This window comes from Ignavibacterium sp. (genome assembly GCA_032027145.1).
GTDB lineage: Bacteria > Bacteroidota > Ignavibacteria > Ignavibacteriales > Ignavibacteriaceae > IGN3.
The window spans coordinates 2,865,979-2,892,227 of sequence record JAVSMP010000001.1; the positions used below are offsets into that span (position 1 = coordinate 2,865,979).

The 26,249-nt window shown below is 34.0% G+C and carries 20 protein-coding genes; 5 read left to right on the top strand and 15 right to left on the bottom strand.

Translation table 11 applies throughout. The features are described 5' to 3' along the window. The first annotated feature begins 6 nt into the window (after positions 1 to 6). Positions 7 to 1,617, top strand: a complete 1,611-nt coding sequence (locus ROY99_12105; GenBank protein MDT3697119.1) for an NFACT RNA binding domain-containing protein — start codon at positions 7 to 9, stop codon at positions 1,615 to 1,617. A gap of 131 nt (positions 1,618 to 1,748) precedes the next feature. Further along, positions 1,749 to 3,320 (top strand): OmpA family protein, encoded by a 1,572-nt coding sequence (locus ROY99_12110; GenBank protein ID MDT3697120.1) that lies wholly within the window; start codon positions 1,749 to 1,751, stop codon positions 3,318 to 3,320. 404 nt (positions 3,321 to 3,724) lie between these two features. Here the strand turns inward: ROY99_12110 and ROY99_12115 are convergent, their stop codons facing one another. The 3 genes from ROY99_12115 to ROY99_12125 form a co-directional block, all read right to left on the bottom strand. Beyond that, positions 3,725 to 5,821 carry a heavy metal translocating P-type ATPase gene (locus tag ROY99_12115; GenBank protein MDT3697121.1) on the bottom strand — a complete coding sequence of 699 codons (2,097 nt, stop codon included), beginning with the start codon at positions 5,819 to 5,821 and terminating at the stop codon, positions 3,725 to 3,727. Between the two features lie 463 nt (positions 5,822 to 6,284). After that, positions 6,285 to 7,229, bottom strand: coding sequence for a hypothetical protein (locus ROY99_12120; GenBank protein MDT3697122.1), 945 nt, complete (start codon positions 7,227 to 7,229; stop codon positions 6,285 to 6,287). Further along, a complete protein-coding gene (locus ROY99_12125) occupies positions 7,189 to 8,142 on the bottom strand; it encodes a DUF6569 family protein (protein MDT3697123.1) in 954 nt (317 codons plus the stop codon). Before ROY99_12125 ends, ROY99_12120 begins: the two co-directional genes overlap by 41 nt. Before the next feature lie 142 nt (positions 8,143 to 8,284). On the opposite strand from ROY99_12125, the gene ROY99_12130 reads away from it, so the two are divergent. Then, the gene (locus tag ROY99_12130; GenBank protein ID MDT3697124.1) at positions 8,285 to 9,142 is read left to right on the top strand and encodes a WYL domain-containing protein; all 858 of its coding nucleotides are present in this window, start codon (positions 8,285 to 8,287) and stop codon (positions 9,140 to 9,142) included. 1,084 nt (positions 9,143 to 10,226) lie between these two features. Here ROY99_12130 and ugpC read toward each other — a convergent pair. From ugpC to ROY99_12185, 11 genes are read right to left on the bottom strand one after another with little or no spacing between them, the layout of a single operon-like run. Next, positions 10,227 to 11,327 (bottom strand): sn-glycerol-3-phosphate ABC transporter ATP-binding protein UgpC, encoded by a 1,101-nt coding sequence (gene ugpC / locus ROY99_12135; GenBank protein ID MDT3697125.1) that lies wholly within the window; start codon positions 11,325 to 11,327, stop codon positions 10,227 to 10,229. 43 nt (positions 11,328 to 11,370) lie between these two features. After that, positions 11,371 to 12,354, bottom strand: a complete 984-nt coding sequence (locus ROY99_12140; protein MDT3697126.1) for an ADP-ribosylglycohydrolase family protein — start codon at positions 12,352 to 12,354, stop codon at positions 11,371 to 11,373. A gap of 16 nt (positions 12,355 to 12,370) precedes the next feature. After that, the gene (locus ROY99_12145; protein MDT3697127.1) at positions 12,371 to 13,705 is read right to left on the bottom strand and encodes an ADP-ribosylglycohydrolase family protein; all 1,335 of its coding nucleotides are present in this window, start codon (positions 13,703 to 13,705) and stop codon (positions 12,371 to 12,373) included. Between the two features lies 1 nt (position 13,706). Next, positions 13,707 to 14,753, bottom strand: a complete 1,047-nt coding sequence (locus ROY99_12150) for an ADP-ribosylglycohydrolase family protein (protein MDT3697128.1) — start codon at positions 14,751 to 14,753, stop codon at positions 13,707 to 13,709. After that, the gene (locus tag ROY99_12155; GenBank protein ID MDT3697129.1) at positions 14,746 to 15,741 is read right to left on the bottom strand and encodes an ADP-ribosylglycohydrolase family protein; all 996 of its coding nucleotides are present in this window, start codon (positions 15,739 to 15,741) and stop codon (positions 14,746 to 14,748) included. The genes ROY99_12150 and ROY99_12155 overlap by 8 nt, the downstream gene beginning before the upstream one ends. After that, positions 15,735 to 17,054 carry a sugar ABC transporter substrate-binding protein gene (locus ROY99_12160; GenBank protein MDT3697130.1) on the bottom strand — a complete coding sequence of 440 codons (1,320 nt, stop codon included), beginning with the start codon at positions 17,052 to 17,054 and terminating at the stop codon, positions 15,735 to 15,737. Before ROY99_12160 ends, ROY99_12155 begins: the two co-directional genes overlap by 7 nt. Continuing rightward, a complete protein-coding gene (locus ROY99_12165; protein MDT3697131.1) occupies positions 17,054 to 17,890 on the bottom strand; it encodes a carbohydrate ABC transporter permease in 837 nt (278 codons plus the stop codon). The genes ROY99_12160 and ROY99_12165 overlap by 1 nt, the downstream gene beginning before the upstream one ends. Further along, on the bottom strand, positions 17,887 to 18,792 hold the full coding sequence (locus tag ROY99_12170) for a sugar ABC transporter permease (GenBank protein ID MDT3697132.1): 906 nt from the start codon (positions 18,790 to 18,792) through the stop codon (positions 17,887 to 17,889). Before ROY99_12170 ends, ROY99_12165 begins: the two co-directional genes overlap by 4 nt. 17 nt (positions 18,793 to 18,809) lie before the next feature. Then, positions 18,810 to 21,233, bottom strand: coding sequence for a serine hydrolase domain-containing protein (locus tag ROY99_12175; protein MDT3697133.1), 2,424 nt, complete (start codon positions 21,231 to 21,233; stop codon positions 18,810 to 18,812). A gap of 18 nt (positions 21,234 to 21,251) precedes the next feature. Then, a complete protein-coding gene (locus ROY99_12180; protein ID MDT3697134.1) occupies positions 21,252 to 22,952 on the bottom strand; it encodes a hypothetical protein in 1,701 nt (566 codons plus the stop codon). 10 nt (positions 22,953 to 22,962) lie between these two features. Continuing rightward, positions 22,963 to 23,439, bottom strand: a complete 477-nt coding sequence (locus ROY99_12185; GenBank protein MDT3697135.1) for a T9SS type A sorting domain-containing protein — start codon at positions 23,437 to 23,439, stop codon at positions 22,963 to 22,965. A gap of 236 nt (positions 23,440 to 23,675) precedes the next feature. On the opposite strand from ROY99_12185, the gene ROY99_12190 reads away from it, so the two are divergent. Together ROY99_12190 and ROY99_12195 are read left to right on the top strand one after the other, a co-directional pair. Continuing rightward, on the top strand, positions 23,676 to 23,999 hold the full coding sequence (locus ROY99_12190) for a hypothetical protein (protein MDT3697136.1): 324 nt from the start codon (positions 23,676 to 23,678) through the stop codon (positions 23,997 to 23,999). 38 nt (positions 24,000 to 24,037) lie between these two features. Continuing rightward, positions 24,038 to 24,370 carry a DUF1670 domain-containing protein gene (locus tag ROY99_12195; protein MDT3697137.1) on the top strand — a complete coding sequence of 111 codons (333 nt, stop codon included), beginning with the start codon at positions 24,038 to 24,040 and terminating at the stop codon, positions 24,368 to 24,370. Positions 24,371 to 24,426: 56 nt separating this feature from the next. On the opposite strand, the gene ROY99_12200 is transcribed toward ROY99_12195, so the two are convergent. Beyond that, positions 24,427 to 26,166, bottom strand: a complete 1,740-nt coding sequence (locus ROY99_12200; GenBank protein ID MDT3697138.1) for a T9SS type A sorting domain-containing protein — start codon at positions 26,164 to 26,166, stop codon at positions 24,427 to 24,429. Positions 26,167 to 26,249: the final 83 nt, after the last annotated feature.

Sequence of the window (26,249 nt, forward strand, 5' to 3'; positions counted from 1 at the left end):
TTATATATGTATAAAAACTATTTTTTCTTAAACAGAATTGCTCTGGAATTAAACAATAGACTATCCGGCTGTTTTATTAAGAGTATCTTTTCACAGGAAAAAGATAAGCTAATATTGCAATTTGAAAAACCTTTTGACAATGTTATTGAGTTTTCTGTAAATCATTCTGAGCCTTACCTTACCAGCAGAAAAAAGTACATAAGAGCCAAAAGAAACACAATAGATATCTTTCCCGAATTATTTAATAAAAAGCTTTTATCAGTTTCAATTGCTGAAGATGATAGAGTTCTAAAATTTGAAATAGAACATATCTATTTATTTTTTGCAATAAGAGGTAAATTCACAAATATATTTCTTATTAAGGATAATATAATTCAATCTTTCAAAGAAGAAAATGAAGAATCTTTATTACAAATCAAGAATGAATTTGCAGAAAAGAGATTTATAAAATCGTTTAATGATATTGATCCAATACTGATAACTGGTCTTTCAGTAAAAGCAATCAGGGAGAAATTTAAGTTTATCGGCAAAGAATTAGAACTTGAAGTTATTTTGAGAGTTGATGATGAAGAATATCATTCCAAAGAATTATTAGCAGTTTTGAACAATATTAAATCTGCTGACCTTGTATTATTTAGTAATACTCAAAACAATGAAGTAAAAATTGGATTTGATGGTTTAGCAATCTTTAACTCATTCAGCAAAGAATATATTGGTGATATATTTGATACTTTTAATGAATTTTTATCAAGAAAAAATTATTTAGCAAAAAAGAATATCAAATTAAAAAGGATTAAAGATACAATTGAAAAAGAGTTAAACAGAAATTTAAAAAGAATTGAGAAACTTGAGCCGATAGTAACAAACGAACCAAAAGTTGAATTGTTAAAAAAATATGCAAACTTAATTCTGATAAATCTAAATAAGATTAAGACCGGTGCAACAGAATTGATATGTGAGGATTCTTTTGAATCAGGAAATCAAATTGCTATTCCGCTTAACAATATCATTTCGCCGCAAAAAAACGCTGAAAGATATTTCGAAAAAGCCAGAAACAGTCTTGTAGAATTTAACAAATCCAAAGAATTATTTGACAAGACAAAATCAAATCTCAAGAAATTGCAAAGCATTAAAAGTGAGTTAGATTCTCAATTAACAGACGAAAGACTAAATACTATTATGAAAGAATTAAATATTAAAGATGATGATAGCCTGAATAAACAGGATGAATATGACTACAAATTCAAACACTATATAATTTCCGGGAAATACCATGTTTATGTGGGTAAAGATTCTAAGAATAATGACCTCTTAACAACAAAATTTGCAAAACAAAACGATATGTGGTTTCATGCACGAGCAGTTTCAGGTTCACATGTTGTTCTACGAGTTGAAAATAAAAAAGATATTATTCCTAAATCAATAATTAAGAAAGCAGCAAGTTTAGCTGCATATTATAGTAAAGCAAAAACGGCAGGTATTGTTCCTGTATCATTCACATTTAAAAAATATGTGACAAAAAGAAAAGGCATGCCTTTAGGTCAGGTTTCATTGTTAAAGGAAGAAATATTGCTGGTAAAACCTGAAATACCGGAAGAATGTGATATTTTTCAATAAAGAATAATTTATTCTTTTATAGCTTTGTCCTTAATTATTAAAATTTTATATTTTTATTGTTCTTATCAACAATTTATTCAAACTGGGTAATTACTATAATTAATTCTATTAAATAACAACATGAGGATACTATGAGAAAACTAATATACTTGCTTACTATATTCGGTTTAATCGCAATGATGCAACCGACTCAAGCACAATTTAAAGACTGGGGTACCAAATTTGGACTCAGAGGAAGCGTGTTATTTCCAGAAAACGAATTCGCAAACTTGGGTTTTGGCGGAAATGATAACTTCTCTTTTGATTGGTTTAAAGCTTCATTTCTTGGCGAAGCATTCTTTGCATTTGAACTAACAAAGGCATTAGAAATGCAGCTTGCCGGCGGTTATGGAAAATATGCTGGAGTTGCTATGTTCGACAAAGACGCTGGTCTTGGAGAATATGAAACAACAATAATACCTATTACACTTCGTTTCAGAATTAGCCCATTTGATGTAAAAGGTTGGAATCCATACTTCTACGTTGGCGGCGGAGTTATGAATTTTAGTAACGATAAAAAACCTAATGTAGTTTCAGGTAAATCAATTGAAGAAGATGGGTGGGTTGCTATAATTCCTGCTGGTATTGGTGCTGAGTTTGCACTTAGTGATAGAGTTCTTTTAGATTTCTCACTTGGCGGTGCAATGTCCACAACTTATGATCTGGACGCTTTCAGATCCGGTTCAGATGATATTTGGGATTCCTATTTTAATGCTAGCCTTGGTCTAACATTTACAGGTGAAAATTGCAGTGTTGATAAGGACAAGGACGGACTAGGTAAATGTGATGAGATTAAAATCGGAACAGACCCAAATAATCCAGATACAGACGGCGATGGATTACTCGATGGTGAAGAATATTTGACCTACAAGACTGATCCATTAAAAGCTGATACTGATGGTGATGGATTAACTGATTTTGAAGAGATCAAATCAACCAGTACCAATCCATTAGTAGCTGATACTGATGGTGATGGATTATCAGATGGTGATGAAGTTCATAAATATAAAACTGATCCATTAAAAGTTGATACTGATGGTGATGGATTATCAGATGGTGATGAAGTTCTAAAATACAAGACCGATCCATTAAAGAAAGATACTGATGGTGACGGTTTAACTGATGGTGATGAAGTTCTGAAATACAAGACTGATCCATTAAAGAAAGATACTGATGGTGACGGTTTAACTGATGGTGAAGAAGTTCTGAAATACAAGACCGATCCATTAAAGAAAGATACTGACGGCGGTTCAGTTGATGACGGTACTGAAGTAAAACGAGGAACTGATCCATTGGATCCTGAAGATGATGTTGTTAAGATCGGTGTTCCAATTATTCTGGAAGGAATTACCTTTGATGTTAACAAGTCCACAATTAAACCAGAATCTGAAGCGACTTTAATGAAAGCTCTCAAGACTTTAGAGACTTATACTGATATATCCGTTGAAATTGGCGGTCATACAGATAGCGATGGCAGCGCAAAGAGCAATCAGAAATTATCTGAAGCCAGAGCAGAATCAGTAAAAGCTTGGTTAGTAAATAAAGGTATTGATGCCAGCAGAATATCAGTTAAAGGTTATGGCGAAGATAAACCAGTTGCTGACAACAAAACCAAAGAAGGAAAACAGAAAAACAGAAGAATTGAGTTCACAAGAACTAAATAATTCTGAAGTCTAATTATAAAGAGGCTGTCTTAAAAGGCAGCCTTTTTTTTTCGTATCTCCTTGCGTTCATCTACTCTTTTTATTCAACTTATTTGATAAATAAACATCTATTGTTGTAAGACTTAGTTACTGCACAATTGGATTCTACCATATATTTTTGTGAAGATAATTTCAAAAGTAACAGTTGTAGATACTTTACTTAGACTGACAATTGAAATTTCTAATTTTATCAATGCTGAAAAATGAACAATTAATATCTAACCACATTTTTTGAGGAATTTAGTCACTAAAAAGATAATTTGATATAATTATTTATTACAAAGTATTCAGGATTATTCAACAGTGTAAATTAGATGGAAAGGAAAAAAACATTATTACTAACAGTAATGATATGAAATATTGAATTATTCTTTTGTAAAGCCAATATTCATAACACGCATTGCATTTAATATAGCAACTATTGCAACACCAACATCAGCAAATACAGCTTCCCACATTGTAGCGATACCAAATACACCAAGAATAATAAAAACAGATTTTACACCCAGTGCAAAAGAAATATTTTGCCATACAATCTTCCTGGTGCGTTCAGCAATATCAATTGCATGAACTACCTGCAATGGCGAGTCTGACATTAAAACAATATCGGCTGTTTCTACTGCCGCATCAGAACCAAGTGCACCCATTGCAATGCCAACATCTGCCCGAGCTAATACAGGTGCATCATTTATTCCATCACCAACAAATGCAACCTTGCCATCTGAAGTTTGAGAAATAATCTGTTCAATATGTTCAACTTTATTTTCAGGTAACAGTTCATAATAAAACTCATCAATTCCGATCTTTTTTGCGATGACTTCAGCCGCAGTTTTATTATCTCCGGTAAGCATAACAACATTTATGTTCTTTTTATTAAGAAGTTCAATTGATTTAATTGTTTCATTTTTTACTGTATCCGAGATCAAAATGTAACCAGCATATTTTTTGTCAATTGCCACGTGAACAACTGTTCCTTCCACATCGCATTTATCATGCTCAATATCTTCTAAATGTAATAATCTGTCATTACCAATCAGGATATTTTTACCAGAGACTTTTGCAGTGATACCATATCCGGATATCTCCTTTGTTTCAGTTGTTTCGGTTTGTTCAATTTCTCCGTTATAAGCTTCAAGTATGGATTTAGCTATAGGATGATTAGAGTTAACTTCTGCATACGCAGCATACTTCAGTACTTCACTTTCATCAAAACCATTATACGGAAAAACCTCAGCAACTTTAAATTCTCCTTTTGTTAAAGTACCGGTTTTATCAAAAACAACAGTTTTTACTTCTGTAAGTGCATCAAGGAAATTAGAGCCTTTGATTAATATACCTTTGCGTGAGGCACCACCAATTCCACCAAAATATCCAAGCGGAATACTAATAACCAATGCACAAGGACACGAAATAACTAAAACCACCAATGCTCTGTAAATCCATTGATTAAAACTCTGATCCGAAAAAAACAAAGGTGGTAATACAGCGATAAGTACAGCGGTTAAAACAACAATCGGAGTATAATATCTTGCAAATGTTGTGATAAATTTTTCTGTCTCTGCTTTTTTACTACCTGAGTTCTCAACCATCTCCAAAATTTTTGAAATAGAGGACTCACCAAACTCTTTTGTAACTTTTATTGTAAGTAAAGCGTTTTTATTTATCATTCCAGCTAAAACACTTTCATCCGTTCTAACAGATTTTGGTACAGATTCACCAGTTAATGCAGAAGTATCAACAAACGAACTGCCTTCAACTACAATTCCATCGAGAGGTATTTTTTCACCTGGCTTAACAATAATTATTTGACCAGGATGAACCTCAACTGGTGCAACTTTCCTGATTTCATCATTTATTTTCAGATTAGCATAATCGGGTCTTATCTCTAATAATGCTTTTACAGATCTTCTGGAGCGATTAACAGCAATATCCTGAAAGAATTCTCCGACTACATAAAACAACATCACTCCAACAGCTTCAGGCATCTGGTTAATTGCAAATGCACCAATTGTGGCTATTGTCATTAAAAATTGTTCATCAAAAACCCTTCCTCTGATAACATTTTTAACCGCACCTGTTATTACATTCCATCCGCTAATAAAATACGCAGAGATAAAAACAGCATATTGAAGATACTCTAAATTTGAATCATGAAATTTATCTGACAGCAAAACTCCAATAATAAGAAGTATAAAAGCTGAGACAGCTTTAAATATTGTTTTTCTGTTTTCAAACAATTCATTCTTAGAGATAATATTAGCTGCATCATCAATTATATCAGCTTCAGGTTCTATTTCTTTAATTTTAGATTTAATCTTTTGTATGTTATCAGTGTCAATGTGTAGCGTTGAGGCTGCAAAATTTATTGAAACAAATCTAACCTCGGGCATCTTTGATAAAGTTTTTTCGATGTTATTTGCACAAGACGCACAATCAATATTATTTAATTTATATTTCTTCATGTCATACTGTTTTTGTTAATAACACAACTCTTAGGTATTCATATTCAATAAAATTTCTGCAAAACTATGAATATTTTATAATAGTTCAATGCAGATAAAAAGCGAATACATTGAATACTAATTCTGTATTTCTATCTGTTTAAACTTAACTAATGAAATACAGCATTCACAGAAGTTTAGACTTTTTATTGCATTAAAGATGTGTTTTTAAGCATTAACTTTAGAAAAATGTTAAGACTAAAAAGAAGCAAGATCAATTACAACATTTAATGATTTAAAAAGCAGATTGATAATTTTAACTTAGTGTAATAAAATTTGATGAAACAGTAGCTTAACGAAGAGTATAAATAATTCATCGTTAATGCTTAAAGTAAAAGATTAGTTAAGTACTGTGCGGGGCAGCAGAACGAATTTGTAGAGACAGATACATTCTATTCTTTATCATTAATCATTTTTCAATTAGTTAGTTAAAGATTAAATCACCTGCAAGACTTTCAAGTAGTATCCTTCTCGAGAGATCATAATTTTTTGCTTTTAAGGTAACAAGGTTAAACAGATCATAAAGAGAAGAATTAGAATTAAAATTAGATATAAAATTTCGTCCTTCACTTTTCCCAAGATAAGATTCAATTCTTTTGTTTACACTTTCAACAAATTCTGATGCCGGTTTATTTGTTAAGCCAGAAATAGATTGGGCAACCTTCATCTGATTTGATAGAGCCATTGTAACCTGCGCCTGCAGGAATAATTGTAATTCATTTTCCTGATGCCCGTAATGGACTTTCTCTCCGCAAGTATTATTTACTTTTACAATTGCTCCATTTGAACAAATATATCTTAATACATAGTGGGAAATACTAAGTGTTCTGAATCCAGTCTCTGAATTAATAACATTGATACCAATTCCGCAATTATCTCCGGGTACAGCATCAAACTTGAATTTTTCTTCAGTAGTAATCCTGAGCATAAAATCATTTCTTGAGACCGTGCGAACCCCCAAATTCGCACAGCCCTTAATCACATCAAGATCAGTTATCTCATTATACTCAGGACTGGTTATGGTTAACGCCTCTCCTTTTTCAATTGTTATGTTTACAAAGCTCCTGTTTATGTTCATAAGGTAATCATTGCAGACTGAGGTAATTGTATCAATAGATAACCTGTTTAGCTGCCCTAATGGAAATGAATACCACTTAAGCAGTTTATGCAAAAAGGATTTTCTAATCAGGTAGTCCTTTACTCCATCCTCCATAACCGATAAAAACAGATATCTACCATCATTGTTTATTTTCAGATTGCACGGCGGCACCTGAATCTTTTTCCTGTCAATGCTTTCAAGGTATTCAATCACCTGATGAACTTTTGCATTATTGAATTCTATCCCATCTGTGATCATACCTGTCAACATCCTTGCTTCCTTCTATATTTAATGCTGTTAAATGAATTAAATGATCTCTGAATGAAAGTTCAAATCCAGTCATTTCTAAGGAATCAAATCTTTGTTCATCACCTGCCGCAACACCTTTGTGTTTAGTCTTTTCAATTGTATCAATTTTTTCAAACATCTCCTGCGTTTTATAGATTGCTTCAGTCTCGGTAAGATTATTTTCCTTTTTTGCAAGATGAATAACCTCCATAGCCGTGCTCTTTAAAATCTTGGGAAAGTACTCACTGTAAATATCTGTCCGGTTGAACACTTCAATGTTAAAGAGTTTTTGATCAACAAGAAGAGCTAAACCATTTGCATTTTTATTGAGATTGAAATTTTTAATAAACTCATCAAAACTTTTTTTCTCTTTTTCATAAACATCGGACAGGTTCATAGTTGGTGAATTAACATTGTACATAACCTGGTAATCCTCAACGTTTTTCCATACTTCACTTTGACTGGCATCAAATTTGGATCTTGAACGCAGATTCACACTAACATTCCGTGATTTATTAGCTCTTATTTTCTGTGGTGTTATATATTCAGAATCCATAAATTTTGCAGAAATGTGGCTCCATCTTCCTTGTTCCACACAGCTTACCGGTAATGTTGTTTTGGAATTAGGCGCTAACAGCACAGAAGTATTTAAGACCCTATTCTGTTTTGCACCTATCAGAATATCCCCATCCATAAAGAATGCATATTTATCTGATTGATTGAAAACTAAAAGACTATTAACATTTCCGGAAACGCTTACTTCCTTTATCTGGATCAGGTCATCCCGGATCGCCGAGGGTCCTGAAATGTACTCAAATGAGTTCTGCTGTGCTGTAAGGAACTGGACAACAGATAATCGTTTGTATTTCTGAAATTCTACTGCTCTTACCTGCATTATAAACCTCCTGTAAATATTTGTTTCAAACTTAACATCTTAAGTCAACGGAAGCGTATCATAGTATGATACTAATTTCTAAAATTGACTTAAGGGTAAACATTATTTAATTTGCATTATCAGTTTGTCAATGGGAGTTCTTGTGTTTGATTTCCAATCCAAATTCAAGCGACAGATAGAAATTCTGGGGTTGTGTCTTTCAGAACATACACACAAACCTCTTCTCACTTTTGATGTTGCAGATTATTTTCAGGTGGAAGAACTAACTATAAAAAGGGATTTACAAGATCTAAGGTCTTACGGTATAGATATACATTCTCGTAAAAAAAATGGAATATGCTTAGAGCGAGATCTGTCCAAAGAAAAATTGATAGAGATTATACTTCACTATGCTGGTATGAATCATAATGATTATGCACTCGATAAATCCACCTCACTACTCGTTGAGAAAAAAGGCAATGAAGCTTTAAGCAGCATTGTATTGCTTCAATTATGCATTGATAATTCTGAGATTGCAAAGATAGATTACAATAAAATGGGCTCTAAGATAGAAAAGGAAAAAATTATTGAGCCGCTTCTGATATTTCAGAATGAAGGAAGCTGGAGACTGCTTGCCGGTTCTGAAGGGATAATGAAGCAGTATTTGATAGATAAAATTGTAAAAGTTAAATCAACCGGGAAAAGATTTGACAAAGCAGGATATAAGTTTTCAGATTTGTTCAGGCATTCCTGGAAAAGCTGGCTTGGAAATGAAAAACATAAAATTAAGTTATGGCTCTCACCTTTCTGGGCAGATAGAGTTAATCCGAGAATGTTTGTTGCAGATCAGAAAATTACAAAAAATAAAGACGGATCGATTTTATTTGAATGCACAGTAAATTCATTAAGTGAAATTGCAGGTTGGGTCGTTAGTCGCGGCGAAGGTGTGAAAGTTATTGAACCGGAAGAGCTGAAAGAAGCTGTAATCAGTTTAGCAAAGGGAGTTTTATTAAATTATTAGTTTAATTGCTACAACAATCGAATATTTGAAATCATCAATCTGAAAAGTTACCAAAATAAAAAAAACAAAAAAGAGTAATGAATTATATTGGTTCAGCGGGAAAAGGAATTTGGTGTTAATTAAGTAGTCCACCCTTAAAACCCCAAGTTTCTTTTGGGGAATAAATAAACTAATTGAAAAATGAAATAATCGGTAAAATAATTCGTTAATAAAAAAAGTAATAAAAAGATGATTTCCATTTTCTCATCATCCTTTTGAAGTTATATGCTGCTGCTGATAACATTACATTTATTGAGGGAGTGTTATAAATTCTGTGTAAATGCTTGAAGTAAGATATTAGTTAAGTACTGTGAAGCCGCGATTATCATCGGGATAAACTGCGCGAAGCCGCACTTTGCTTGGCGAAAATCAATTAAGGGGTTTCAAATTGAAAAAAATAATTACTTTTTAACTATTATCCGAAAGGAGATTTGCACAATGGAATTAACTCCAGAAATGATCGCGCAATTAAAAGCCGATTTGAAAACCACAAATACTTAGCAGTACTTGATTAGAGGAAATAGAGCCTTAAAGAAGATCATCAAAACCTCCCTTGAAGAAATACTTAATGCAGAACTAACCGGACATCTTGGTATTGAAAAAAAATATTCACCTGCTGAAAGGACATAAGCTATAGCCACTCAATACCAACAAAAGAAGCAGCTCTTATTGCTCTGGCAGAATAGTAGAAAACTGTTGCAAGAAATATTCTTTATCAATCAGAAACTGGAGGCGGAACAGGGCTGTTGCATTATCACACCTATCTATTTCAATTATTTTTGAACAGTGTATAAAAAATGTTCTTTAACACAATAGCACATTTACAGATATTATTTTCCAAACTTTTCATTTACTAGTTTTCTTACAGTTCAGAAACTTCATCACCCAGAGATTACAAAATCAACTCTCAATCACCTCAAATAATTTCAATTAAATTAAGATGGGAAACCCGGATATTGCTTCACATTATGTCTAGATTAAATATTGATATGATATTGGATAGTAAATTTATTGTAACAAAATGTAATCTTTACTAAATAATATTTCATGCTAACTTAATTCCCGATTCAGAATGAAAATAGCTTATCTCTTTTGTCTCAAAGTACAAACTTGTAGTTTCGCCAACTTTCAGATTTTCAATTGGTCTTATTCTCGCCATGCATTCATTACCATCAATATCAAAATGTATGTATGTTTCATTACCCATAGGCTCAATAAGTTGTAGCGTCACTTTGATTTCCAATATAGTTACTGATTTTTTTTCCAAAAAGAAATTTTCTGGTCGAATTCCTATAACCACTTCTTCATTCTGATTATCTACACCAAGTCTTGCCGAAGTCTCCTGATCAACAGAAAAACTTAAATCCTTCTGCTTACTTATGAATTTTAGTTCCTCTTCTTTCAATAGCTTACCTTCAATAAAATTCATTGCTGGACTCCCAATAAATCCTGCAACAAATTTATTTATAGGATTTTTATACAAGTTCATAGGTGTATCAACCTGATTGATAACTCCGTCTTTCATCACTACTATTTTATCACCCATTGTCATAGCTTCAGTTTGATCGTGTGTAACATATATCATAGTTGCACCCAACTGCTTATGCAGTTTAGATATTTCAGTTCTCATCTGTACTCTTAATTTCGCATCAAGGTTACTTAGTGGTTCATCAAACAAAAATACTTTTGGCTTTCTTACTATCGCCCTTCCTACTGCCACTCTTTGTCTTTGCCCTCCAGAAAGAGCTTTTGGTTTTCTGTCAAGAAAATTTTCAAGGCTTAGAATTCGTGCTACTTCTTTTACTCTTTTATCTATTTCATTTTTATCAACTTTTTTCAACTTTAAACCAAATGCCATATTCTCATAAACACTCATATGCGGATATAAAGCATAATTCTGGAACACCATAGCAATATCACGATCTTTTGGAGGAAGTGAATTAACAACTTTTCCATCAATTAGTATTTCGCCTGAAGTAATTTCTTCAAGTCCAGCTACCATTCTTAATGTTGTGGTTTTACCACATCCTGAAGGACCCACAAGCACTACAAATTCTTTATCATTAACTGTAAAGTTGGCATCAGTTACAACCTTGTTACTGCTTTCATAAACTTTACAAACATTTTTTAATACTACTTCTGCCATTCTTTTTTTATTTAATTAGATTATTTGTTTTCAAGAGTATTTATCATTTTATCAAATCAGCAAGCTGAGATGCAACTTCAAATAGATCCATTCCTTTTGTGAATGGTAAACAAACACCTGTGGTTAATCTCACTTTATTTACCCAAGCCTGTGGAATGCTATCCATTCCATTCATAGCTCCGCTAATAGCACCCACAATCGCAGAGATTGTATCTGCATCACGACCAAAATTTCCACTGTAAATAATTCCTCTTTTAAAATCACCATCGGTTAATTTAAAAATTGCCAGGGCTGAAGGAACTGCCTCAGGTGAAACCGATTTATACTCAGTCCATAATGCATCATGCAAAGGTTTCCAGGCTTCTTCAAGAGTTTTATGTTCATCAACAATTTTAAAAGCCTTATTAAAAGCAAATCTAATCCAGGAATCTTCAGGAGTAACTTCGATTGCTGCCTTGCAAATTTCATCTACTGATGCCCGAGCCATAGCAACTGAAACCGCCACAGCAACAGACTGAGCGCTCCATAATCCATCACCTGAATGACTAATTCGGGCGTCAATCTCCGCTAACTTTGCAGCCCGTTCCGGATCTCCTGCACAGGCTATACCAATAGGAGTTACTCTCATGGCTGCACCATCGCTCATATAATGTGAATTATAAATACCCGATAATGGTGGCAAAACACCTCGACGAATATTAGCAGCAGCCTCTCTTTCACTCGCACCACCACGTTTTAATTCTGAGAGTGGCAACACATGAGTTTTCCAACTTTTTAATACATTTGAGTCAGTTAAATTTCCTTTATTATTGATGAGGGTCTTAGCTGTAAGCAAAGCAAACTCTGTATCATCTGTACCGGGTGCAGGTCTATCTGTAAAGTCCATTGTAATGCCATATTGTAAATGGTAATCAGGCGAACGAGCAATATCACCAAAAGAATCACCTATTGCGTGCCCGACTAAACAGGCTCTAGCTTTATCTTTAAGAAGTGATTTGTTTTTTAGAAGTTCATTTTTTGTAAACATATTTTTCTTTCAATCTTTATGATTTATATTTTGCGAGTGCTGATGTTCTTTTTGCTAATTCCGTTAGTGAAGAATTATCAAATCCTTTTAAACTACTTCTTATTCTGTTATTCAATGGATTTATCCATTTAGATGGCAATTTTTTTGCTCCAATCATTGTTCCTATTATCGAGCCAACTGTAGCACCGTTGCTGTCAGTATCCCAACCACCCATTACAACATTACATATTGCTATTTCAAAATCACTTTTTGATGAGAGTACTGCCGCAACGACAAGTGCAGCATTGTTAAGAGTATGAACCCAATGAAATTTACCAAATGCATCATAAAGCGAATCGACTGTTTCTTCCCAAGGCTGTTGTTCAATTTGGAGTGATAAAACAAAATTTATTGCTGCAGCAAATCTTGATTTTGGGGGGATTACATTAAGTGATTTGATAATTATTTCTCTAATATTCCTGTACTTAAACGCTAAGGCAATTACAGATGCAAAAAACATTTCACCATATATTCCATTTCTTATATGGCTGACTCGTGCATCCCGCCAAGCATACTCTGCCGCACGATAAGGTTGATCTGGAGAAATCCAGCCCCATAAGTCTGCTCTTATCTGAGCACCGATCCACTCACGGTACGGATTCCTGACCATTGCAGTTTCAGGTGGATTCAAACCATAAAGTGAATTTGCATATGCAACTCTTTCAGCGGTAAAAGTTGAGAATATCGGCAGATTCTCCATCCATGTCTGCATTATACTTTCTGAAAAAAAACCTTCACCAAATCTTTCAAAGGCTGACAAATTTATCATTGGATAATTCATATCGTCATCTTCAGTCATGCATTCAATGTTCTCTTTTAAACTCTCTTTACCGCTGTGTTTGTTCCATGGATATTTTAACATTAGTGATTCAGGTATTCCGATACCGGTTATATAATCGTTTATCGGCCAAGATTTATTGGAAGAAAGTAATTCTTTGATACCTGCACGAGGAGTTTTTTCAATTGGTTTTCCTAGTAAACAGCCTGCACTTCTTCCAAGCCATCCTCCAAGAATTCTGTCATCAATAATTTTAGCATCAAATGAAGGGATGTTATCAGTTTTAAAATTACATATTTGAATAATTTTATCCCAGTCGGAGGGTTCATTGTATTCATTTTCAACTGCAAATGGATAATCCTCTATTTTCTGATATAAGTTTTCAAGGGTGATTTTTTTTTCAGATTCATCTTTTTCTGAATCTTGTATCTGGTTCCACTCATTTCTAAGAACTGATACATCATTACCCTCTTCTTCGCGCTGCTGCAATTCATATTTAATTCTATCTGATAAATCCAACCATGAAATTTTCATTTTATTTTCTTTGTCCTGCTTGGTTTGAAAGATCTTCAACAATATTTAAATAATTCTTTTCTACAAAATGCGGGATACTGATTCCTTTCAATTTTTCAATTGAAGCTAGCCAGAAACCATTAGCAATATTGTGTGATTGTTTTGCTCCGACAAGAGCACCAACTAAAGCTGGAAGAGTTTCTCCACTTTTGGCAAAGCAAGCTGAAGTGCTAATTGCCTTTTCAAAATCATCTCCATGATATTTAGCTATCAATAAAGCAATTGCCAAGGTCTCCGGTGCTACATTTCCATAACTATATTCACGATTTATGATTCTATTCTGTAACTCTGGTAAAATAGAAAATACTGAATCACATTTCTCAGTGATAAACATAACTTGATCAACTATTCTTTTTATCCAGGATGATTCGGGTAAATATTGATATGCTGCATTTGTAGCATCGATAACACTTTCACCGGCACAAACTAGCGAGATCGTTACAGCAATTGACTGTGCAGCCCAAACACCATCTTCACTATTTGTAACTGAAGCATCGATCTCAGCCAAATGTGCTGCTTCTGCTGGTAGTCCGGCGCAGATTATTCCAATTGGAACTGCTCGAGACATTGCCCCATCATCAAAATAATGAGGATTCTGTTTTCCTGTTTGTGGAGGTTTTAATCCACTTCTCAAATTTGTTATTGCTGCTTGAGTACTTACATATCCACGAATTTGATCAGGACTATTAACAAGTTTTAACCATTCGCTATAAATATTTTGTTCGTAAGATTCATTATTACTTTTTAATAGAATTTCGGCAGAGAAAGCCGCCCATTCAGTCTTATCAGTTGGAGAAATATTGAAATATTCGGCCGGTTGATTTAAAGAAAATGGCATTGGCGTTAATAGAACATTTGTTGTCTCTGATGAAGTATCAATTTCTCTTCGGATTCTTCTAGTCCAATGTGGAAGCAATACACTTCTATGAAACATTGATGTCCAGCTGATCGCATCACCAATAGCTAAACCCAACATTGCATTTTTAGCTCGCTGTTTTACATCATTCATCTTTTTTGCTCCATGACTCTGCTAAAAGTGCAAGCTCATCCGCAACATATAAAATATTTACACCTTTTACTGCATTAATGCAGATTCCCTTAGATATTGAGATTCGATTTAACCATTGAAAAGGAATAGATTGAAAGCCATGATATGCACCACAAATTGCGCCATTAATTGCGGCAATAGTATCTGTATCTCTACCAATATTTACAGCACCAAGAACAGAATCCTTAAAATTTAGCTTGGCAGCCGTTAAAATCCCAAATGCAAGCCCAACTGCTTCTGGTGCAATATCAGTCCAGAAGTAATATGAACAAGATATAACCGAGTGCAATTTATTCAATGAACTCCAAACATCGTTTGATTCATAAGCAATTTGAACCGCACGTTTTATCGAATTATAAGTCCACGAATATTGCGGAATAACAAATAATGCAGCTTCAATAATCTCTTCAAGTGAAGCTCCCATCATAGCAATAGAAATTGCGGCTGCAACTGCCTGCCCACTATAAATCCCTTCTCCAGAGTGACTAACTTCACCATCAACTTTTGCTAAGTAAGCAGCAAATTCGGGATCACCAGCAGAAGCGATTCCAAATGGAACAACACGCATCGCAAGACCATCGCTCCAACTATGAAGATGTTTGCCAGTATCAGGGGTTTGCAAACCATTTAATAAATTATGTATAGTGATGATCTCACTAAAGCCAGCACCTTTATAAGCATTGTCAGCTTTAACAATATCTTTTCTCCATGCTGATGCAACATTTTCAGAAGTCAGTTCTCTTTTTTTCTTTAATAACAATTGTGCAGTGAATAAAGCATACTCAGTATCATCACTCCCACCTTGATCCTCTGTAAGAAAATCTGTAACTCTTCCCCACCGGGCAAATATTTCATCAGGGGTCTTTCCTTCTGTTGGACTTCCTAATGCATCACCAACAGCCAGACCAATAAATGCTCCTCTAGCTCTTTCTTGAAGAGTGATTACCAAACTTCACCTCTTTTCCTATAACGTGAAAGTACAATGTTACTTTCATTTTCAATACGCTCAGCGGCTTCATCAACCGAAATTCTACCTGCAAATAACTCCTGAAGAACAGGGTTTGCAACACGACTTTTCCATTCTACATAACCTGGTGCACCAAGCCAGGAGCCAACACCAAGTGTGTTTACTGCAGAACAGGTAATATCCCAATTTCCAATAGTATCCTGAAATTCAGACATTTGTAAACATGATTTTCTTGTCGGAATCATCCAATCATCTAAAGCTAATCGTGCCATATTTTTAGAGTTTAACATGAATTCTATAAACTCCATTGCTTCTGATACTCTTTTAGATTTTTTAGGAATGCTTAATGTTTGTGTACTTACACCATACATCTGTGTTTTTGCTTTTAAAGGCGGCATCACCCCCCACTGAAAATCTTTTGGTGCATTCTCAACCAATTGTTGTCTAGCCCATGATCCAATTCCAACAAGCATAGCATACTTTCCACTAAAAAAGCCGGGAATCATTCCGGCACCTGATTCACCTATGCTTGCAGGCGCAACAGATTTGTCTTGGTAGATCATATCCACAATTGTATGAAGTAATTTTTTTTCTTCTTCTTTTACATGAACTACAAAATGATTGTCTTCTTTACTAAAAAAGGAGCCACCAAAACTGATTGAAGTGTTCATGATTATGTTTGCGGAATTACGCAAACCAATTCCCGCACCGTATTGATCAATTATTTTATCACCGCTTGTGTCCTTTGTTAAAGAAATAGCAGCTTGCCTTAGATCATTCCACGACCATGGGTTTTCAATCGTTGGTGGGACAATTCCTGCTTTTTCAAATAAAGATTTATTATAAAGTACAACTAAAGACTCAATTAAAAATGGGATCCCATTTACTTCACCGTTTGGTCTAGTTACGGTTGACCATGCAACATCAAGAATATCATTTTTTATCTCAGGTTTAATATATGGCGAAAGGTCGGTTAAGTAACCTCTCATAGCGTAATCAATAATCACTGAAGATTCATAGTGGAAAATATCTGGAACGTCTCCAGTTTCAAATGCGGTTATTAGATAATCGTGTGCAGAGTTCCAAGTTCCCTGAATGTATTCAACCTGTTTTTCAGGATGTTGTTCATTCCACTCGTTTACAATTGATAAGTTTGTAGCAATGGATCTTTCCTGCCAGGCTAAACTTACAAAACGAAGAGCTTGTGCTTTTTGTTCACTTTTTCCTTGAGTAAAAAAATAAATCGCTGCTATAACAGCAATTAAGAAAAATAATATTATAAGATTTCTCTTCATTATCCTTTTAAAGCTCCTGATACTAAACCAGTAGTTAACCACTTTCGCATAAAGACAAATAAAATTATTGATGGAATAGTAGCAATAACACTTGCTGCTGCTAGAGGTCCTGTTCTTGCCTGCCCCTCCATTCCTGTATATCTTGCTAATTCTACTTGTAAAGTAGCCAAAGCTGGACTTTTCATTAACACGAATGCAAAGAAAAATTCATTCCAGGCAGATATAAAAGAAAATAATGCAGATGCCCCTATCGCTGGTAGCAAAAGTGGCATTATTACTTTGAATATTACTTCTGTTCGTGTAGCTCCATCAATCACAGCAGCTTCTTCCAATTCGATCGGAATACTTTTCACATAACCGTGCATCATCCATAAAACAAATGGGAGTGACCAAACAACATAAATTAGCGTAAGACCTACAAGCGAATCTGTTAACCCTATATACCTAAGTAAAACATAAAGCGGTATCATCACAAGAATGACCGGAAAGATCTGCGATACAAGTATCCATCCTAAAATACCGGTATTTATAATTGATTTATATCTTACCATTGCATAAGCGGATGGGACTGCAATTAATAAAACCAAAATTGTAGAAATAATTCCAACTATCAGGCTGTTCCACATTGTGAGAAAAACTTGTTGTCCTTCAATAACAGAAAGATAGTGCTCGAAAGTAATCTGCTGGGGTAGAATTGTTGGAGTACCTGAATATATTTCTGGTGTTGATTTTAATGAACTTGATACAACCCAAACAAGAGGAAATAATAAAAAGACAATGTATATAACGATCAGAAAATGAATTGATCCTTTGGTGAAAAATCTTTTTAGACTCATAATTCTTTTCTTTCTCGCAATTGAACATGTATATACATAAACAAAATAACAGAAAGTATTATTACCATTACATTACCTATAGCTGCTGCATAACCAATGTAACCATATCGGAATCCTTCTTCATAAGCTGCTAACATTGGTAATCTTGTCATACCGCCGGGTCCGCCTTGAGTAAGTACCCATATGATACCAAAAGTATTAAAGTTCCACATAAACGTTAATGAAATTATTGCTGCTAAAACAGGTTTTAAAACTGGTAAGGTAATATGCCAAAATTGATCCCACAATCCTGCGCCATCGATTTTACTTGCTTCATATAAGTCGTTTGATATGGTTTGTAAACCAGCTAAAATAAAAATTGCGGCTTTAGATATTTCACCCCATACTCCAGCAACTATTACTGCCGGAATTACATACTCGAAATTTGTTAACCAATTTATTGGTGTACTGATCAAACCAAAATCATTAAGTAATATGTTTACTGCGCCTGCATTTGGTTCATACATTTGTCTCCACAATATTCCTCTAATTATCGGAGGCGTTGCCCATGGAATTAAAATCAAAACAGTATAAAAAGCAACGAATTTTATTTTATTATTTAATAGAAGTGCTAAGCCTAATCCGAGAGAAACTTGAAGTGCAGTAACTACCAAGGTCCAAATCATTCCAATTTTAAATGAACTCCAAAAATATTCATCATTAAATAATTGGATATAATTATCTAAACCATTAAAAGTAATTGGATCACCAAGACGATAATCTGTAAATCCTAAATATATCCCGCGTAGTAATGGTAAAAGAGAAAACACACTCACAAGAAGAATTACAGGGAACAACAATTGAATTTGTCCAATTTCCTTCTTCGAATAGATTGTATGTCTTTTCTTTTTAAATAAATCCATTTTCAATATGGTTGTAACTAGTTTTTAACTAATTCGCAACAGAGTTTCACTAACGAATTTTCAAAATCACTGTGTGATTTTCCTGGTTTATTTCTTGCTGAGATTATAATTAGATCTTTTTGTGGATCAATAATAAAGACTGTTCCGGAAGCTGCACCGTGACCAAAGGCAGTTTCACTTAGTCCGTTGCCTGATATTCTTGATGTTCCAATTCCCCATTCTCTATCACTAACTTTAAATTTAATAGGTAACATATTTTCAAATGATCTTTGTGAAAAAAACTTATAGCCATTGTATGTGCCTTTGTTTAGCAGCATCTGTCCGAATTTGGCTAGATCTAATGCATTGCAATACAATCCACCATAAGTATTATCTGAATATGCACTATTCATTCCAAGTGGATAAAATATATTATCCTGGAATAAATAAGGAACAGCTTTACCTGTAATTCTTTCAATTACTTTTCCAGCTAATGCATAGCCTACTCTATGGTAAGAGAATGTTTTTCCAATATCTACAAATGGAAGAACTTGGGCAATTTGATTCTCAAGAGCGACATTCCAATCTGAAGCCCATTCACCGGCAAAGTCTAATCCGCTTGTATGATTTAATAAATGTCGGATTGATAGTTTACTATTGCCATCAATTTCATTTAAGTATTTACTAATTGGAACATCAAGATCTATTAAACCTTGTTCAACAAACTGCATCACCAAAACTCCGGTTAGAAGTTTTGTAATAGATGCCATCCATATCTTAGAATTTTTACTTATCGGTTTACCATTTTTTTCTAATCCAAATGCTTCATAAAAAACAATTTTACCTTTGTGAACAATTAACGTAACATTTGGTGTCTCGCCTATTTTAGCCCAATCAGCACAAAGATTTTTTATTTTATTCATTTGATCTGCATTGTAAGTGGACTCAACTTGCACAGTGTCTTTTAAAAATGGAAAAGATCTTTTATCATTTTTTTTAGGAGTAGACAACGGATTAATTAAATTATTTTTTCTGTCTAGTATTGATTTTAGAGAAATCCACCATTGCCTATCTTTAATTCTGGGTACATCATATTCTTTTGATTGAAGGTTTAGCTCATCCAAACCAGCTAAAAAGATTGCAGCATCTGGATTATTTTTAGGAAAATATTTTAAACTTCCAAAAGAATATCTTTCTAAATTTTTCGAATATTGTTCCCAGGCTTCATCAGAAATTCCATATTCAGTCAACTTGTTAATTGTAACAGGCACATTATTGCTGTAACCATCATACTCAACATCAGAGCAGAATAATGTTACATACCGTTTTATTTTAAATCCCGATGGAGTTATACCTTCAATTACTGCTCCGTAACGCCCAGGTTTGTTTGCAGTATTTACCTTTTTAAAATCTTTATCAAAGTATGTTAAGTTTAACGAAAATTTTCCAAGCTCATTTTCAACTCGTACTTCATTTTTCCAAAGAAACTTTGGAAATTCACCAACAGGAAAAACATAACGCTCACAAATTAATTCCTCATCCATAAAAGCAAACAAACGCTGTTTACTTATTTCATTCCAACAAATTGTATCAACTGAAGTATCATCAATTTTTATAATTGTAACTGAATCATTATTAGGTTGCAGATATCTTGGAATAAAAATATTTGATTTAGATATCAGCCCATCAGAGCTAAATCCGCCATCTGCAATTACAATACCCGAATTAAATAGCTGGATTTTAGATTTAGCATATTTACTTGAAGCACAGAGTTTTAACTCAGCATCGCCCATATTAATGAAATCAACACTAGAGTATAATTCTTTTTGTTCATTCAGTTTCATATATTCAAGAGCATCAGCATAAGCAAAGATTCGATACCAAATTTCTTTTTCTGCTGGTTGTGCCTTGATTTTTATTTTTAATGATTTTTTTTCTGATAAGAAGGATGATGGAACAGTTAAAACCATATAACCAAAATTCGCACCATTTGAATTTTGATAAACCGCAGTAAATGATAGTTGTATCGCATTATTGCCTAATGTACTCCAATCCATATCATTTTTGGTTAAGAAAGATATTATGTATTCATCATCAATAAATAAATCAAACCATTCAGTTCCAAGATTATTTCCAAAACCACAATTCCATAAAAAATTAATTGCTTCAGAATTAAGCGATGCAGGGATTTCTGCAGTAATCCATTCAACTAAATTTTCACTGCCTAAAGTTCTTACGACATAAGCAGAATCTCTGTGCGTTCCACTTCTGTGAGAATGATAAGGTGAATACGAACCTGATTTGATTGAGTTAAATCCTTCCAACCATTTCGTCGATTGAGATTGAATAGAGATATGAAGTTTAGCAACTGCCTCAATATTTACTTGAGCATATGTAGGATGAATAAATAAAAACAGGCACAAGCATAAAATGATACTTTGTTTTTCAATTATTGGAATCATATAGTCATAAAAACCTTTTCAGTCTAATCTATTTGTAAGCAGCCATTCAAAAACAGCTGGGTTATTGTACGTTCTTGTCCAAGCATCATGAAACAGATCAGAATAAATAGTAAACAGTGGATTTCCACCACAATTTATTAAAGTAGTTACAACACTCTGTGCTTTGTACAAAGGGATTATAGGATCATGCTGACCATGAAATCCCCAAAAAGGAATATCCTTTATTACGCACAAATCCCAACCATCCTCAATCCTGAATGCGATCGGCATTAAAGTAGCAAAGCGATCCGGATATCTAATAGCCAAATCAATTGTTCCAATTCCTCCCATACTAAACCCGGTTAAATAAATTCGGTTCGTATCAACTGGATATCGAACAATTGCACTATCAATAAGTTTATTTAGCTTAAGTTGGATTCCATCATTGTAATACCATTCTGTTGATAAAGGACATTGTGGTGATATTACTATAAAAGGAAAATCATTTTTACCATCTAAAATTTTTGGAAGTCCATCACCTTTAACACGCCACAAATCTTCACCACGCTCACCAATTCCGTGCAAAGATATTATCAATGGAAATTTTCCATTCTCAACTGCGGATGAATCACGCGGTATAAATAGTAAATAGTTTAATGTTGAAGGATCATAAATCTCTTGTTGTATAATAGGGTCGCTTCCAAAATCAGGCTGGCCAATTACATAATCAGCATAAGCACCATTTGGTTGTGAGGATGCGTGATCAAAAATAAGCACTCTGTGATTGGATTCATCTACAAGATAAATTCTTCCAGCCTTATCACCATAAACTCCACGTAAATTACCAACTCCATTTCTTGAGTAGTTTATTAAGTTTGTTGTAAAATCCGGCTGGCCCAGAACACCATCAGCTTCTGCACCATTTGATTTAAATGAAACAGAATCGAACCTCACTACCCTTCTATTATCATCCTCACAAACCCATAAATTATCATCTTTGTCTAAATAAACTCCCATTGGTTTGTTCATTTTGGTTGATGATAAGCCACTTGTTCCGGTATTGAAATCAGGTTGACCTAAAACAAAATCCGCATTTGCACCATTTGTTAATGTAGAGGCATTATCAAATCTCAGTACGCGATTATTCAATCGGTCTGTGATCCATAGTCTATCATCTCCATCAACAAAAATTCCAACCGGGCCTTTCATTTTATTTATACTTGTACCTGATGTATTTACTGTAAATCCAGCTTGACCCAACACTACATCAGCGGATGCACCACTGGATTTTGATGAAGCGTTTTCGAACTTTAATACTCTGTTGTTTAAATAATCACTTACCCAAAGATTGCCTGAGCTATCAACAAAAACCCTTATTGGATCATTGAATTTTGAAGCAGACAATCCGCTGGTAGAAGAATTAAAATCTAATTGTCCAAAAACTGCTTCTGCTGAAGAACCATTCATCATTTTATCTTCAGAACTCCATCTAAGTACACGGTTATTATATCGATCTGCAACAAATAATTTTCCTGTTGTTGGATCAATTGCTACGCCAGAAGGTGCATTTAATTTGTTCGATGTTGTTCCTGCAGTACCAGAAATAAAATCTAATTGTCCTATTACTCCGCTTGCAGGCATATTGTTTACAAGCGGTGATTGTGCTGAGGTGATTACTGTAAATAAAACAAAATAAATTGGAAGGTATATCTTTGTTTTGAGTTGATTAAAGAGTTTCATTCCATAATCCTTACTTTATCAAGCACATTTTTTTTGATTCAATTCCAGTTTTGGTGCGAAGGGAATAAATATAAATTCCACTCGAATAATTTTCTGCATTGAACCTAATTGAATAAATAGTATTTGCGGCTGCTATTTCATCGAATAGCACGGCAACTTTTTGACCCAACAAATTGTGGACTTCTAATTTTACAACACCAGTAATTCTTACTGAGAATGAAATATTTGTTATGGGATTAAACGGATTAGGATAATTTTGTCCTAGTGAAAAATCTAAAGGATAATTTATTGAGTGGATTTCATTTAATGCTGTCAGAGTTGAGACATCAAATCGCATCACTCGATTATTATCAAAATCAGTGATCCAAATATTACCATTGTAAGAATCAACAAATAATGATTGTGGATAGGTAAAATTACTTGCTGTAGGTGTGATAAAAATGTTTTCAGTTTGATTTGACTGAGCGATAATAAAAATTGTATTCATCCCGAAGATTATCAAAAGGATATATAGTGATTTGAAATATTGCATATACTATGTCTAAAAAGAATTTTAAAATGTTCTGCAACCTGAGTGCAGATTTACTTTAAAAAAGGTTGTTTCCAAAATAAATCTGAAACAGTCTTAAAAATAATCCTATCCTTAATCTATATATAGTTAGTCTCATATGATACCTAAACGAAGATTAAGTAATTTTAACTAATAATCTCCCGGAGTTATCTATGATAACTGTTAATTCATTTTCTGACAGACTTCAATCAAAGTCTGTTAAATATTCTATCATCAATAACATTGCAAGGGACTTTAACCTCACGCCCATCCTTGCCGAGGCTTGCTTCAACCAGATAAAAGATTATTTCACCGAGCACGTTCAGCTTAATCTTACCTCTGGTCAGGTTCACTACCTGGCTGTTGATGATCGTGAGTCTGCTGGTAAACCTGTTCAGCTCTACCTTAAAAAATCTGTTCATCTTGCTCTTCATAACACTGATGAGGATTTATCTGTTTACAAAAAGCAAAGTCTTGCTGCTCTGCGTCAGCACTGACTCATCCGCATCACCAAAGAGGTAATTGAACAGGTGCTTTGCTCACTCAACTAGATCTTGCTGTGCTGCTCTCGGTTAATGAATACACTGCTGATAATTATGTTAGAGAATATCAATCTCTTTATGGAAGATCCTTACCTACTCGTGGTAACATACAACAGATACGAAGTGGACAGACAAACAAAAAAGAAATTATCTCTTTTTATCAGAAGGGTTATCTTGTCCCTGCAATTTGTCAAAGAACTAATCACTCTAAGGATGCTGTTGAACGTTACATCCGTAATTTTGAAGCCGTCAGACTTCTATCGAAAAAGTTTGATGACTTAAATACTATTTCTCTTGTTACTATCTGTTGTCAGCCAGTATATTGACTTATTACCGGCTGACTTGAAACTTTATTTTACCCTTCCTTGGGTATCATTTGATACTATTTCATCAACAGCATTTTCTTTGTTTGGTTAAATTGAGCTGTTTGGATAGAATAGAAATAAATACCACTTGATAAATCAGATGCATGAAAATCGATTTCATGAAGTCCTTGATCTTGTATTTCATTAACCAAAACTGCAACTTCTTCACCAATTGAGTTCATAATTACAACCTTCACATTGCTTCTGTCTTTTAGAATATATCCAATTTTTGTAGTGGGGTTAAATGGATTTGGGTAATTCTGTAGTAAAGCATAATTATCAAGATTGGCAACATTAACTTCGATTGAATTCGAATATTCAAATTGACCATTATAATCGATCTGCTTTAATCTATAAATGTAAACGCCAGCCGATAAATTTTTATCCACATAAGTATAGTTTCGTGCATCAGTAGTTGTACCAAATCCTTTTATGAATCCAACTGTAATAAATTCAGGATTTGAATTACTTCTTTGAATTTCAAAACCATTGTTGTTAAGTTCAGTTGCGGTACTCCAATATAAAGCAACCTGCTGATTTTGAGAAACTGCAGTGAATGAAGTAAGTTCAACAGGTAATGGAGATACATCGTAACGTAATACACGATGACTGTAAGTATCTGGTATCCAAATATGACTATTTGCGTTATCAATAAAAACATATGATGGGTAATTCAGTCCAGTTTGCGAAGTAACTCCACCTGTTGTTACAAAATCGGGTTGACCCAGAACATAATCAGCATCACCACCATTTGGTCTTGAATCTGCATCATTAAATACTATAACTCTGCTATTACCTTCATCACCAACATATAATCTTCCCATTCCATCCATAAATGTACCACGTGGTCCATCAAATTTTGATTGAGATAATCCTGAAGACGAACTAACAAAATCAATCTGTCCTAAAACTCCATTTGCAGGTGAACCATTGGCTAAACCTGCTGCGTTATCAAATCGTAATACACGATTATTATACCGATCAGCTACCCATAACTTTCCTGTTACATCAACGTAAACTCCCCAAGGAGCATCAAATTTTAAAGCAGTTGTTCCCGAAGAACTGGAAGTAAAATCAGTTTGTCCTAAAACTCCATCTGCATTGCCGCCATTAGGTTTACCTGAAGCATTATCAAACCTTAAAACTCTATTATTGTCTTTATCGCAAACCCATAAACTACCACTACCATCTACAAAAACGCTTGTTGGGGCACTCAATAAACCAGCTGTTGTTCCAGCAGTATTTGATGTAAAGTTAGACTGACCTAAAACGCCATCAGCATTAGCACCAGTTAATTTTGTTGAAGCGTTATCGAATCTTAATATACGATGATTATCTCGATCAGCAACCCATAAAGTTCCATTTGCATCAACATAAACTCCGTTTGGATTATTCATTGTTGCAGCAGATATACCACCGGTATTTGCAGTTCTGGTTACAAAATCTGGTTGTCCAAACACAACCTCTGCTGGTGAGCCATTAATTAGCTTGTCAGCTGAACTCCATCGCAAAACTCTTCTATTGTCTCTATCAGCAACAAATAATTTTCCTGTAGTTGGATCAACCGCAACACAGAATGGTTCTGCTAAAGTTGTGGTTGTAGGAGAAGTATAATTGGTATTTGTTACAAAATCCATTGTACCCAACACACCATTTGCTGGCATATTGTTAAATAAAGGAACCTGAGAAAATATTGACACACTGAGTACTGTCAACAGTATTATTAGCATCCCCAAAAACATCTTAATATCTTTCATTTTACCTTCCTAAAAAAAGTTAATAATAAATTTTATTATTTAGCTCGTAGCGCTGTAGATAATTAAAGTTAACCTCCTTTCAA